At 62.1% G+C, this 13021-nt stretch carries 12 protein-coding genes; 8 read left to right on the plus strand and 4 right to left on the minus strand.

Annotated features, from left to right (window positions below):
- The first annotated feature begins 343 nt into the window (after positions 1 to 343).
- From fusA to VJR29_07015, 3 genes are all read left to right on the plus strand, one after another.
- The gene (fusA, locus tag VJR29_07005; protein HKY63150.1) at positions 344 to 2440 is read left to right on the plus strand and encodes an elongation factor G; all 2097 of its coding nucleotides are present in this window, start codon (positions 344 to 346) and stop codon (positions 2438 to 2440) included.
- Positions 2437 to 2826 carry a hypothetical protein gene (locus VJR29_07010; protein ID HKY63151.1) on the plus strand — a complete coding sequence of 130 codons (390 nt, stop codon included), beginning with the start codon at positions 2437 to 2439 and terminating at the stop codon, positions 2824 to 2826. The genes fusA and VJR29_07010 overlap by 4 nt, the downstream gene beginning before the upstream one ends.
- A 100-nt stretch (positions 2827 to 2926) precedes the next feature.
- The gene (locus VJR29_07015) at positions 2927 to 3436 is read left to right on the plus strand and encodes a secondary thiamine-phosphate synthase enzyme YjbQ (GenBank protein HKY63152.1); all 510 of its coding nucleotides are present in this window, start codon (positions 2927 to 2929) and stop codon (positions 3434 to 3436) included.
- A 608-nt stretch (positions 3437 to 4044) separates the two neighbouring features.
- Here the strand turns inward: VJR29_07015 and hrpB are convergent.
- Positions 4045 to 6636, minus strand: a complete 2592-nt coding sequence (gene hrpB / locus VJR29_07020; protein ID HKY63153.1) for an ATP-dependent helicase HrpB — start codon at positions 6634 to 6636, stop codon at positions 4045 to 4047.
- Here hrpB and VJR29_07025 point away from each other — a divergent pair.
- From VJR29_07025 to VJR29_07045, 5 genes are all read left to right on the plus strand, one after another.
- Positions 6635 to 7459, plus strand: coding sequence for a MoxR family ATPase (locus VJR29_07025; GenBank protein ID HKY63154.1), 825 nt, complete (start codon positions 6635 to 6637; stop codon positions 7457 to 7459). The genes hrpB and VJR29_07025 overlap by 2 nt on opposite strands.
- A 2-nt stretch (positions 7460 to 7461) precedes the next feature.
- Entirely contained in the window at positions 7462 to 8682 is a 1221-nt protein-coding gene (locus VJR29_07030) for a VWA domain-containing protein (GenBank protein ID HKY63155.1), read from the plus strand.
- Positions 8683 to 8754: 72 nt separating this feature from the next.
- Positions 8755 to 9045, plus strand: coding sequence for a DUF883 C-terminal domain-containing protein (locus tag VJR29_07035; protein ID HKY63156.1), 291 nt, complete (start codon positions 8755 to 8757; stop codon positions 9043 to 9045).
- An 11-nt stretch (positions 9046 to 9056) separates the two neighbouring features.
- Entirely contained in the window at positions 9057 to 9506 is a 450-nt protein-coding gene (locus tag VJR29_07040) for a hypothetical protein (protein ID HKY63157.1), read from the plus strand.
- On the plus strand, positions 9436 to 9903 hold the full coding sequence (locus VJR29_07045; GenBank protein HKY63158.1) for a hypothetical protein: 468 nt from the start codon (positions 9436 to 9438) through the stop codon (positions 9901 to 9903). The genes VJR29_07040 and VJR29_07045 overlap by 71 nt, the downstream gene beginning before the upstream one ends.
- A 54-nt stretch (positions 9904 to 9957) precedes the next feature.
- Here VJR29_07045 and VJR29_07050 read toward each other — a convergent pair whose 3' ends face one another.
- Genes VJR29_07050 through VJR29_07060 form a run of 3 tightly spaced genes read right to left on the minus strand, consistent with a single transcriptional unit; the run spans position 9958 to position 12800 of the window.
- On the minus strand, positions 9958 to 10980 hold the full coding sequence (locus VJR29_07050) for a M14 family metallopeptidase (GenBank protein ID HKY63159.1): 1023 nt from the start codon (positions 10978 to 10980) through the stop codon (positions 9958 to 9960).
- Positions 10981 to 12417 (minus strand): glutamate--cysteine ligase, encoded by a 1437-nt coding sequence (locus VJR29_07055; GenBank protein ID HKY63160.1) that lies wholly within the window; start codon positions 12415 to 12417, stop codon positions 10981 to 10983.
- 23 nt (positions 12418 to 12440) lie between these two features.
- A complete protein-coding gene (locus VJR29_07060; GenBank protein HKY63161.1) occupies positions 12441 to 12800 on the minus strand; it encodes a cytochrome c in 360 nt (119 codons plus the stop codon).
- Positions 12801 to 13021 lie beyond the last annotated feature (221 nt).

Raw genomic sequence — 13021 nt, forward strand, 5'->3', positions numbered from 1 at the left:
TGCCCGGGAGGGGAGTCCGGGGGACATCCTCTTCACTTTTTTTCCTGGCCCTCAAGCCGGGCCAGGAAAAGCTTGGTCCATCGATATCTATTGGATGCTTTGGGGTGATCGACGGCCCAAAAGCCGTTCCGAGGAGTCCCCCGGACTCCCCTCCCTACCTTGGGCAGTAAGCAAAACTTCTTGTGCCATAGTTTCTTCTGGCCCCGAACGGGCGGCCGGGCGGGGGCCCCTGGACAAGACCCCAAGCCGTGATTATCTTTACCAGGCCAAACCCGCAAAAAAAGCCTCGACTTTTCAAGCGGCATTAAGCTAAAAGCCTGCGCCCTTCAAGGAGTTAGACTATATGCGCAATATCGCCAAGGTACGTAACATCGGGATTTCGGCCCACATCGACTCGGGTAAGACCACCCTGTCGGAACGCATCCTCTTCTACACCAACAAGATCCATAAGATCGAAGAGGTCCGCGGCAAATCGGGCGTCGGCGCCACCATGGACTTCATGGACCTGGAGCGCGAGAAGGGCATCACCATCCAATCGGCCGCCACCTATGCCGAGTGGAAGGACAACATCATCAATCTGATCGACACCCCCGGCCACGTCGACTTCACCATCGAGGTCGAGCGGGCCCTCCGCGTCCTCGACGGCGCGGTCCTGGTCCTTTGCGCCGTTTCCGGCGTCCAGAGCCAATCGATCACGGTCGACCGTCAGATGACTCGCTACCATGTCCCGCGCATCGCCTTCGTCAACAAGATGGACCGGGCCGGTGCCGATCCGGTGCGCTGCATGCACCAGCTCCGCGACAAGCTCGGACATAACGCCCATTTGATCTGCCTGCCGATCGGCGCCGAGGATCGTTTCCAAGGCATCATCGACTTGGTCGAGATGAAAGCCGTGTATTTCGACGGCGATAACGGCGAAAAGATCCGAATCGAAGAGATCCCGGCCGACCTCCAGGCCGAGGCCAAAGAGCGCCGTCACGAGTTGATCGCCGCCATGGGCGATTTCGACGACCACATCGCCGAGCTTTACCTCGAGGACAAGGAGGTCTCGCCCAACGCGCTGCGCAAGGCGATCCGCACCGCCACCCTGAGCCTCAAGTTCATCCCGGTCATGATGGGCTCGGCCTACAAGAACAAGGGCGTCCAGGTCCTGCTCGACGCGGTCGGCTACTATTTGCCCGATCCCTCCGAGGTCAAGAACGAGGCCCACGACCAGCGGAACAACGAGGAGAAAATGGTCCTCGAGTCGAATGCCGACAAGCCTTTCGTCGGCCTGGCCTTCAAGCTGGAAGACGGCCGCTACGGCCAGCTGACCTATATGCGAATTTACCAAGGCCAGGTCGCCAAGGGTGACTGGATCGTCAACTCGACCAACGAGAAGAAGGTCAAGGTGCCCCGCCTGGTCCGCATGCACGCCGACGAGATGCACGACATCGACGTGGCCTATGCCGGCGACATCGTCGCGATGTTCGGCGTCGAGTGCGCCTCCGGCGACACCTTCACCGACGGCACCATCCGCTACACCATGACCTCGATGCACGTCCCGGCCGCGGTTATCAGCCTAGCCGTCGCGCCCAAGGACAAGGGCGCCACCGCCAACTTCTCCAAGGCCTTGAACCGTTTCTCCAAGGAAGACCCCACTTTCCGCGTCCACCGCGACGAGGAAAGCGCCCAGACCATCATTTCAGGCATGGGCGAGCTTCATTTGGAAATCTACATCGAGCGGATGAAGCGGGAATACAGCTGCGAGGTCATCGCCGGTAAGCCTCAAGTCGCCTACCGCGAGACCATCACCAAGAAGACCGATTTCATGTACCAGCATAAGAAGCAGACCGGCGGCAGCGGCCAATACGCCAAGATCGCCGGCATCTTCGAGCCCCTGCCGCCCGACGCGGTGGAGACCTACGAGTTCGTCGATGAAATCGTCGGCGGCAAGATCCCGCGCGAATTCATCCCGGCCTGCGACAAGGGCTTCCAAGAGCAGCTCAAGAAGGGTCTCTTGATCGGATTCCCGGTCGTCGGCGTCCGCGTCATCATCAACGACGGCGCTTACCATGACGTCGACTCCTCCGAAATGGCGTTCAAGATCTGCGCCATGACCGCGGTCCGCGAGTTCTATGGCAAGTGCGCCCCGACCATCCTCGAGCCGATCATGCGGCTCCAGACCCAGGCTCCCGAAGAGTTCCAGGGCCAAGTGGTCGGCCAGATCAACCAGCGCCGCGGCGTCATCGTCAGCACCGGGACGGTCAACAAATACGTCCAGGTCGACGCCGAGGTCCCGCTCTCCGAAATGTTCGGTTATTCGACCGACCTCCGCTCCGGCACCCAGGGCAAGGGCGAATTCCAGATGGAATTCCTCAAGTACGCCCCGGTCCCCCGGAACGTCCAGGACGAGCTGGTCAAGATCTACCAAGAGAAGCGAGCCGCGGAGAACAAATGAGCCGGCGCTGGTCCGAATTGGAAGTCGAGCTGACGGGCTTGAGACAAGCTTTTCAAGCCACCGTCAACCGGCTCTGGGACCTCAAGCTTTCCCTGCAATCTGCCTATCGAAATGGTCATCAAGACAAGGATTTTTTGCCGCGGCGCCTCCGGGTCCTGGACGAGGAGGAAACCACCCGTCTCCGCCTCCTGCTCGACCGACTCCAGGAGCTGCTGGGTTATTCCCGTGACTTACCGGTCGCCTTGGCCAGCGATGAGGAGCGCGAAGCCCTCCAGAGCATCCACCGCATCCTCCGCTATCTTAAGAATGCCTACGCCTCCGAAACTTCGCTGGCTTGCAGCCTGACCCGCTTCGACCGATCCCTCCCGGCCCTCTCTCGTCCCTAGGTTTCTGGCCTCCCTATTAAAATATTTTGTACACAAATTAAATTTCCATATAATGGCAGGTACCTATCATTCGGGTAAGGGTTATAAGGGAGGGATAGGGATGCATTGCTACTTCAAGACTCTTACCTACGAGACTAGCCAAAACAACCTAGCCGACGTCGAACCCAAGCTGGTGCCGTACCTGAGTGAGTTCGATTATTTCTCCATCCATGACCTGACCGACGCGAGCCGGGATTGGGTCCGGGAGAGCGGAATCAGGGACGGGCTCCTGACCTGCCAAGTCCATCACACGACCTGTCTCCTGGCGGTCAACGAGCTCGACGAGCCCTGCCTGCTCGGCGACATCAACTGCCTATTGCGGGACATGGTTCCGCGCAACAAGCCGTATCTGCACAACAGCAAGATACGAACCAAGAACCTCAGCTGCGACGACAAGAAGTGCGACCGCAACGCCGACGCCCACATGAAATCCTTCATGTGCAACGGCGCCTCGCAGACCTTGATCGTCAAGGATGGGGTGCCGCTCTACGGGCAATGGCAGAAGCTCTGCCTGATCGACCTGGATGGACCGCGGGAGAGGAAGATCACCGTGCAAATTATGGGCGAGTGAGAGGGTCGTGGACCTCGGCGCTGGCTTGGGTGTTTCTGCCCGGTCGGGGAGCCCGGGGACATCCTCCTCACTTTTTTCCCCGGCCCTCAAGCCGGGCCGGGGAAAGCTTGGTCCATCGATATCTATTGGATGCTTTAGGGTGATCGACGGCCCAAAAGCCGTTCGGAGGAGTCCCCAGGCCCCCGACCTACCGCTGTGCTAAGGTCATCCTGAGCGGAGCGAAGGATCTGCAACCTACCAAGGTTTTATGAAAAACTCATTCTCTTCGTATGCACTTAAGGGAATTCCGAAGATGCGAAGCTGCTTTGGAGTCCCTTAGCCTCTTGGCCAGTCGCAGATCCTTCGCTCCGCTCAGGATGACAGGTAAGCCAGCACAGTGATAGGTCGGGGGCTGGGTGGGGATGCCTCTCCCAGAATATCTCTGCAGGAGGGAGGGCGTAGGAGGGTTAAAAAATCCGACGGAGCCAAAAACTTGGGGGCTGACGAAGGAAGCCACCAAGTTTTATGGCGAAGCGGATTTTTTAGCCCGAAAGCCCGACCGGGCAGAATTCTGGGAGAGGCATCCCCACCCCGACCCCGACCGGGCAAAGGCGCCAAAGCCAGCCGCACTACGTCTTCCCGCGCAGCGGATCCTCCGGCCAAGCATGCTTCGGATACCGGCGCTTCAACTCGAGGCGAACCGAAGGATAAGTGTTACGCCAAAAGCCAGCGAGGTCGCGGGTGACCTGCACCGCCCGTCCATTCGGCGCCAGCAGATGAACCACCAAGGGAACCCGGCCCTCGGCAAGCTGCGGCGCCTGCTTCAGGCCGAAGAAATCCTGCATCCGCGATTCAAGCCAGGGCTCGCGGCCCCAAGGATAGTGAACGCGAGCCCTTCGTCCCGAAGGCAAGGCGAAGCCGGTGGGGAGCAATCTCTGCAACTTGCCCTGCAAATGCGTCCCGAAGGCGTCCCAGGCCGCATTTTCCAAAGCCTCAACCGATAGACCTTCCTCCATTCGCCAGTGAGAGAAGAGCCGCTTCAATCCCTCTTTCAAACCCTCGCCTTCCCAATCCGGCAGCTCAACTTCGCCGTAAGCTTTTTTCATCCAGGCGAGACGCGAGAAGAGCGATTCCAAGGCTTCGACGTCGAGCTTGGGCCGCAGCTTTTCCAGCAAATTGGGCACATTCCAGATCAGGCTCGAATCCTCCAGATCCAAGCCCAAGCCCTCACGCCAGAAGACCAGGCTGGCTTCGGGCGAACCGGCCGCCGGTTTGCGGGATTCCTCGATCAGCAGCTGGCCATAGCTCAGCCGCTGCACTTCCTGGACCTTGCCCGATTTCGCCTCCCAAACCAGCTCTTGGCTTTCTTGCAAGAGCGAGCCTTGCCAATCGAAGAGCCATTCCGGCTCGATCGAGACCAGGCTTCGAACATGGACCCGGCCTCGACTTTGGCCATGGCCCTGCCTTTCTTGGACATCGAGAACCAGGAAGTATTCCGAGGAGCCGAGGACGAATTCGGTGGGGATCGCGCCGGAGCCGCCGGCGCAGAAGACCAGCTCGGGCGCCTCGCCCCGGCCCTTTGGCCGAAGCTTGGCGACCCGATCGGGAAAACCGCAGAGCAGCGCGTAGGCGAGCTCGTCCTCCCCGCCCCTCGCTCTTTCTGCTTTCGGAAAAAAGGCGGCGAATTGCTTGGCCGAGCGGCGCGCGCCTTCGGAGATCTTGGACGAAGGCCGAAAGAGGTGCAGCTCGCCGGCGTCGAGATCCTGCTCGGCGATGGCGGCAGCGAGGTCGAAGGCCGGGGCCAAGACGCCCTTGGCCTCGGCGGCCAAGAGAAAACGGCCCAACCGCGGATGGAGCGGCAGCTCGGCCAAGCGCCGGCCCAAGGGAGTCAACGCCGCGTCGAGACCCTTACCCTCGGTGGTGCCGAGCAGAAAGAGCAATTCGGCGGCGGCTTGCAGACCGCCCTCGGGCGGATTTTCCAGCCAGCTGAATTCGCTGAGCCGCTCCACTCCCATGGCCTTGATCTCGAGCAGGGTTTGAGCCAAGTCGGAGCGCCGGATCTCCGGCGTCTCGAAGGCGAGCCGGGAGTCCCAATCGCTTTTGGAATAGAGGCGCAGGCAGGTGCCGGGCGCGGTGCGGCCGGCGCGGCCGGCCCGCTGGGTGCCGGAGGCCCGGCTAATCGCTTTGGTCTTGAGCGCCGGAATCCCGCTCCACCAGGAGTAGCTGGCCTGGCGGTGAAGGCCGGTGTCGATCACGGTGGTGACGCCCTCGATGGTGAGCGAGGTTTCGGCGACATTGGTCGCGAGGATGATTTTGCGGCGGTCGGCCGGCGCGAAGACCTTGGCCTGCTCTTCCTTGGGCAATTCGCCGTGCAGCGGCAGGATTCGGGCTTCGCCGCCCAAAGCCTGTCTCAGCGCCTCGGCCGAACGCAGGATCTCGCCCATGCCCGGGAGGAAGACCAGAATGTCTCCAGGGGAAGCGGGGCTGAAGCCCCTTGCGACAAGCTCGCGGTTTTCCCCGTAGCCAGGGGCTTTAGCCCCGCCTTTCGCCAATACACTCGCCACCGCATCTTTAATTTTTCGCTCTAAAGGCTTTGTTGCCTCGCTGGGTTGATACTCAATCGCCACCGGATAGGCCGGAGCTTCGAAGCGCAGCACCGGCGCCCCGCCGAGAAAAGAGCTCAAGCCCTCGGCTTCAAGCGTCGCCGACATCACGAGGAGCTTGAGATCGGGCCGCTCGCGGGTCTGCAGGCGCCGGAGATAACCGAGGGCCACATCGGAATGGAGATGGCGTTCGTGAAATTCATCGAGGACGACGAGCGAAACCCGGCGAAGCAAGGGATCCTGGACCAAGTAGCGCAGCAACATCCCCTCGGTCAGAAATTTCAGCCGGGTCTTGGGCCCGCTTTGGTTTTCGAAGCGAAATTGGTAACCGACGGTGGCCCCCACCGCCTCGCCCCGCTCCTCGGCGACCCGCAGCGCGGCCATTTTCGCGGCCAAGCGCCGGGGAACTAGGACCAGGATCTGGCCGCCCTCGGGGCAGTAGCCTTTTTCCAAAAGGTAGGGCGGAACCCGGGTGGTCTTGCCGGAACCGGGCGTGGCCTGCAAAATAAGGGAGGAGGCCGAGGCCAAGGCCGACTCGATTTCCGGCAAATGGCGGTCAATCGGGAGCGGCGATTTTGTATTGATCCCCATTCTTGTCTTGGATAACGGATAGATCATGACCCCACAAGCTCTTTACCGCGGAACCTCCGACTACGTCGCCTCGCCCGACCTCCAGCAGGTCGTCAACGTCGCCCTGGCCATCGGCCGCCCGTTGCTGCTCAAGGGCGAGCCCGGCACCGGCAAGACCCTGCTGGCCGCTTCGATCGCCGAGGCCCTGAAGCGCCCGCTGATCCGCTGGAACATCAAGTCGACGACCAAGGCCGTCGACGGCCTCTACGTCTACGACACCGTCCAGCGCCTCAACGACAGCCGCTTCGGCGGCGGCGACGTCGGCAACGTCAAGCACTACATCAAGCTCGGCAAGCTCGGCATGGCCTTCACCGCCGAGGAGCCGGTGGTCCTCCTGATCGACGAGATCGACAAGGCCGACTTGGAATTCCCCAACGACCTCTTGGCCGAAATCGACGAGATGCGCTTTCACATCCCCGAAACCGACGAGGAGATCACGGCCAAGAACCGGCCGATGGTCGTCATCACCTCCAACTCCGAGAAAGAGCTGCCCGATCCCTTCCTGCGGCGCTGCGTCTTTCATTTCATCGAGTTCCCCGACGAGGCGATGATGACCAAGATCGTGAATGTTCATTTTCCGGATTTGGAAAAAGGCCTGCTCCAAGCCGCCTTGAAAAAATTTTACGAGCTGCGCCAGCTCAGCAATCTCAAGAAGCCGCCCTCGACCTCCGAGCTGATCGACTGGATTCAGGCCCTGCTGGCGATGGGAATCGACGGCAAGCAAATCTTGGAAGAGACGCCCTTGATCGGCACCCTGCTCAAGAACGAGCAGGACCACGCCCATCCCCGGATCGCCCGTTTGCGAAGGTAAAGATGTTCCTCGCCTTCTTCTACGCTCTCCGCGCCTTGAAAGTCCCGGTCGGAACCCACGAATGGCTCGACCTGATGGAGGCCTTGGCCGGCGATCTCTCCGAATCCTCGGTCGACCGCTTCTACTATCTGGGCCGGGCCCTGCTGGTGAAATCGGAATCGCTTTACGACGCCTACGACCAGGCCTTCCTGGCCTGCTTCAGCGGCGTCGGGGCCGAGGAGTTCAAGAAGCAGCTGGCCGATTGGCTCAACCGAGTCGTCGACCCCGCGCAAAGGCCGGAGCTGCCCCAGGGTCTGGAGAAGCTGAATTTGGAGGAGCTGCGCCGCCGTTTCCTCGAGCGGCTCCGGCAGCAAACCTCGGAGCATCACGGCGGCAGCCACTGGATCGGCACCGGCGGAACCTCGCCTTTCGGCCATTCCGGAGCCCATCCCTCGGGCATCCGCCTCGGCGGGCCCGGCGGCGGCCGGATGGCGGTGAAGGTGGCCGAGGAGCGGCGCTTCCGGAACTATCGTCACGACCTGGTCCTCGACACCCGCCAACTCAAGGTGGCTCTCAAGCGGCTGCGCCGGCTCGAGCCCACCGGCCAAGCCGTCGAGCTCGACGTCGGCGGCACCATCGACAAGACTTCGCGCAACGCCGGCGAGATCGACCTGGTCTACCGCCAGCCCCGAAAAAACCAGGCCGAGCTGATGCTCCTGATGGACGTCGGCGGCAGCATGGACCCCTACGCCCAGCTGGTCGAATCGCTTTTCTCGGCGGCCCACGCCTCCCGGCACTTCAAGGCCTTCCATCACTTTTATTTCCACAACTGCATCTACGGCCGCCTCTTCACCGACATGAACCAGCGCCACTTCCTGCCGACCGAGGAGGTGTTCCGCCGCTACCGCCGCAGCTTCCACGTCTTGATCGTCGGCGATGCCTGCATGAACCCCTACGAGCTCTTCGTCCCCAACGGATCGATCGATTACTGGGAGAAGCACGCCGAGCCGGGCATCGCCTGGCTGCGCAAGCTCCGCGAGCACTACCCTTCGATCGTCTGGCTCAACCCCGAGACGCCGGAATATTGGAGCGGGCATCCGACCATCCACGCCATTTCCCAGCTCATCCGGATGTTCCCGCTGACCGTGGCCGGCTTGACCGAGGCCGTCGACGAGCTACGCAAGGAAGTGGTCCTGCCGGCCTTCCAGAGCCCCTCTTTCAGCGGCCAAAGGCTCTACGAATAAAAAACTGACAGCCTCGGATCGGGGCGCTATAATCAGCCAAAATTTGGAGGATCCACCGATAGGAGGCTTTCAATGAGCAATTCGAAAGACACTGTCTTCCAGAAACACGGCAACGAGTTCAAGAGCAGCGCTTCGGCGATCGGACACGACGTTCAAGACCTGGGACGAGCCACCAAACATCTCGCCGAGGATGCGGTGAATCTCCTGAAGAACAACGCCAACGATTACTATCAGCAAGGCGTGAAAAAAGCTCAGAACCTGGAAAAGACTCTGGAGACGCGAATCAAGGAGAATCCAATGCAGTCCTTGCTGATCGCGGCCGGAGTCGGGTTCGTGATCGGCGCGCTCATCGCCCGCCGCTAGACGGAGGCTGCTTGTCTCAGGAAGAGAATCAGGAGAATCCGTCCAACTCCCAGGCTCTCGACGAGCTGCCCGGACAATTCCGGGAGATCTGGGAATACCTCGTCGAATACCTCGACGCCAAATGGGACTTGAGCAAGGTCAACTTTCGCGACGCTCTCCTGCAGGTCGTGCTCTGGAGCGTGCTGACCTTGCTGGGCGCCGGCCTGATCCTGATCGCCATCGCCTTCGTCTTCTACGGCGCGGCCCTGGCCCTGACCGAGGTCTTGGGCGGACGGGCCTGGGCCGGCTACCTCATCGCCGGCGGAACGCTCCTCCTGATCTTCTTCCTCTCGATCCATTTCAAGATCGCCAGCGCCAAACGCAAATCGCTGCGCGAGAAAACGGAGAAATATGAGCGCAAGCTCGAAGAGCAACGCCGGAAGTTCGGCTTCAGCGCGGCCGACCGAGCCGCCGCGGAATGAGAAAGAGCTGCTGCGGCTCCGCCAAGCCAATGCCAAGGCTGCCCTGCGCGTGACCGCCCGCGAGGTCGGCCAAAAGCTGGTTCAGATCGTCGACCCGCGGGTGACGGTGCGGGAACATCCCTGGAAGAGCAGCGGCATCGCCGCCTTGGCCGGTTTTTTCGTCGGTTTCAAGGTTTCATCGCCGGCCGAAGCAAGCCCGGCCGGCGCCCAGCATCCGCCAGTCGGCCCTTCGACCTGGGACACCTTGACTTCGACCCTGATCGAAACCGGCAGCGGCGCGGTCAAGTCGGCGCTGATGCCATGGCTGGCCGGCAAGCTCCAAGAATGGATGCCGAAGAGCGAAAAAGTCGAAGACGAGACTCCCCCCTTTGAAAAAGGGGGGCCGGGGGGGATTTAAAGCCGTTGCAAAGGAATTGGCTTCTTTTCCATTACCAGCTCCGTCAAATCCCCCCTACCCCCCTTTTTCAAAGGGGGGGATTTCAAGACCGACCCTCTCCATGAAATAACCGAGGCAATCCTGCCGAATGATCGTCTTGTTCAAGGTGAACATCGAAGGCGTCATCTTCAAACGAGTCCGCAGCTCGCCATCGCTTTCTTCCAGGTAGCGATCGCCGACTTCCCGGCCGCTCTCATCGGCCACCACCAATCGGGCCTCGCTGCCCAGCCGCCGTCTCGCCAGCAAAAAACCCGGCTCCAGCTCGGTGAAATTCCTCCGCTCCAGATCCTCGGGGAAGCGCAGATCGCCCTCCTCGGCGCCGAAGCCGAAGCTGACCTCGTCGGGCACCTTCACCACCGCCACCGTGTGATAAAGATCGATGTCCTGAGCGTGAATGGGGTGAGCCGGGATTTCCGCCAAGTGGAGGCAGGCGCTCAAATAATCCCGGACGTGGGAGAGGCCGGCCAAGGAGCCGACTTGGCCGCATTCCAAGGTGACCGAGGGGCAAAGGTCGGCGAAGGCCGAGGTCTGAACGCCTTCAGGCCGGGTGAAGTGGACGACGGTGCGCTGGAAGAGCGTCGCCAAATGAAAGAAGCGGTGGTCCAAGCGGTTGACGCAGGCGTAGTGCGGGTTGACGCCGGTGTTATTGTGGATGTCGACGCTGGCGAAGACCCGGCGCTGGCGCAGCTCCTCGAGCACCCGCCGGGTCATCTCATGCTCGGGGGTGGTGCCGGCCAGCCAGATCCGGTTGAAGTCGGGCTGGTCCTCCAAGCGCCGGACGCCCTTGGCGGCGGCCGCGACGTTGCCGATGAAGAAGGATAGCGCCCGCGGCAGAGGCTCGGCGCCGTGGGAAGCCAAGAGGCCGCGCAGGGCGTTCCAGCCGGTGGTCTCGTTGCCGTGCAAGAGGACCGAAACGAAAAGCGGCTCGGGGCGGCGGCCCGGCAAATGAAACAAAGTGGGGCCTTCCAGAGCCTGAGCCAATTGGTCGGATTTCAGCTCGAGCAAGCCGGCCGGAATTTCTTCCAAGACCTTCAGCATTCAAACCTTCCACTCCGCCACCGGGCTGCCCTGAATCTGGCGATCGGCATAGGCCCGGGCGAGCCGGGCGAAGTTGCGGCCATGGGCGGCGACCCATTCGCGCTGCCATTGGGCGCCGTTTTGTCCGCCTTGCAGCCTTTCGCCGGCGACCCGATTCAGGTAATGCTCCAGGTCATCCTCGTCCAGATCCAAGGCCTGCAGAGCCTCGACACTCGCCGGCAGGAGCTGCTCGCGCCACAGCTCGCTGGCCCGGTGCTTTTGGCCGTCGATCCATTGCAGCTCGGCCGCCAAACCCTCCCGGGCGGCACGGTAGAAGTTCTCCTTTGCGGCTTCGAAAGGCAGCGATTCCTCCGGCGGCTCGGGCAGCGACTCCAGATGGTGGACTAAGCCGAGGTAGGCGGCGATATTGGCGACGACGTCGGCCGGCGTCGGCCCCGCCGCCATCGCCCGGTGCTCGATGCGAATATGGGCGCCCTGCTCGGGGTCGGGCACGACCAAGGGGCGGTTCCAGCGCCAAATGGTGCCGTTATGCAGGCGGAGATGGCTCCATTCCGACTCGGGAGCCCCGCTCAACACCGGCAGCAGGACCGGGTAGCGCTCGAGGTTTTCCTCGAAGCACTCGAGGATGGAGTCCTTCAAATAGCCGCCGCCGAAGCTGACTCGCGCCAAGTGATCCGGGCTGTCGGCGCGGCCGCCGTCGAGTCCGGTGGCTTGCTCGAAAAGCGGAATCCGAGTCTCGTCCCATAGCTCCTTGCCGAAGAGGAAGGGCGAATTGGCGGCCAAGGCCACCAGCGGCCCCGAGGCGATCATCGAGGCGTTGAAGAAGCGCCGGGCCCGGCGGTGATCGACTTGGAGATGAACCTGCAGCGAGGTCGCCGCGGCCTCGAGCATGACGTCGCGGTGCTCGAGATCGAGGCGCTCGGGCCCCTGGATCGCGATGCGAAAGGGCCGGCCCTGGCGCAGCTCGAGCAACCGTTCGTTGAGGGCCCGGTAGCGCATCAGCGGCGAAATATTTCCCAAGTGCAAGTCGGAGGCGCTCAGGCTCGGCAAGGTTCCGATCATCAGCAAATGGCAGTGCCGGGCCGAGGCCCGGGCTTCGGCCAAGCCGAGCAGCCGCCGCAGCTCGCCTTCCATGATCGAAAGGACCTTGCCCCGCAGGTCGTGGGGATCGCTGTTCATTTCCAGGTTGAAGCGGGAGAGCTCGGCGACCAGATGAGGGTCCTCGACCCTGGCGAGCAGCTCTTGGTTGCGCGGGGTCGGATGGCCGCCGTCGTCGATCAGGGAAAACTCCAGCTCGAAGCCGATGCTCTCGCCTTCGGCGGAGAAGGCCCCACGGTCGAAGTAGGAGCGCAGGGCCGCGGTCTCGGCCCGAAGCCGCGTCTCGAAACGCGCGAAATCCTCGGGGCTGAACCGGCATTGAGGAATCTCGCCGCCCATTTCCCGATGTTAACACGGTATTTTCAGGGTTGGGTAGCGCTGCGCAGATAGCCCAGCAAGGCGTCCATTTCCTGGGGCGAAATCATCATTTTCGGCATTTGGATCTTGTATTGCTCCTTGAGGCCCCGGGCGATGGGGTCGCTGGCCACCATCGCCACCGGATCGGAGACGTAGGCCCGGATCCAGGCCTCTTCCCGCCGGGCGAAGAGGCCTTTCAAATCGGGCCCGGCCTTGGGGCCTTCGCCGATGCTATGGCAGGAATAGCAGCCCTTGGCCTTGAACAGCCGGGCGCCTTCCACCGCCGGCGCCGAGCCGCTTTCCGGGGCCGCGCCGCCGCCGCAGGCCGCCAGCAGGAGAAGAAGAAGGATCGTCCCGATTCGCATGGGCCTCGGTTAGCGAAAGGCTTTTCGCTCGTCAAGGCCGGCCTATTATTTGTAGTGTAGGGGCGACCCTTGCGGTCGCCCTATCGGCAGCGGAGGCAAGGCTCTTGCCGCGGGCACCCGCAAGGGGTGCCCCTACAACAGGAATACGATTATGAAATTCGGCCCGCGTGCCCTGCGCCGCTTGCTCAACTTCTACCCGCCCTACCTCTTCACCCGGACCC

Source organism: bacterium (genome assembly GCA_035281585.1).
Lineage (GTDB): Bacteria > UBA10199 > UBA10199 > DSSB01 > DSSB01 > DATEDP01.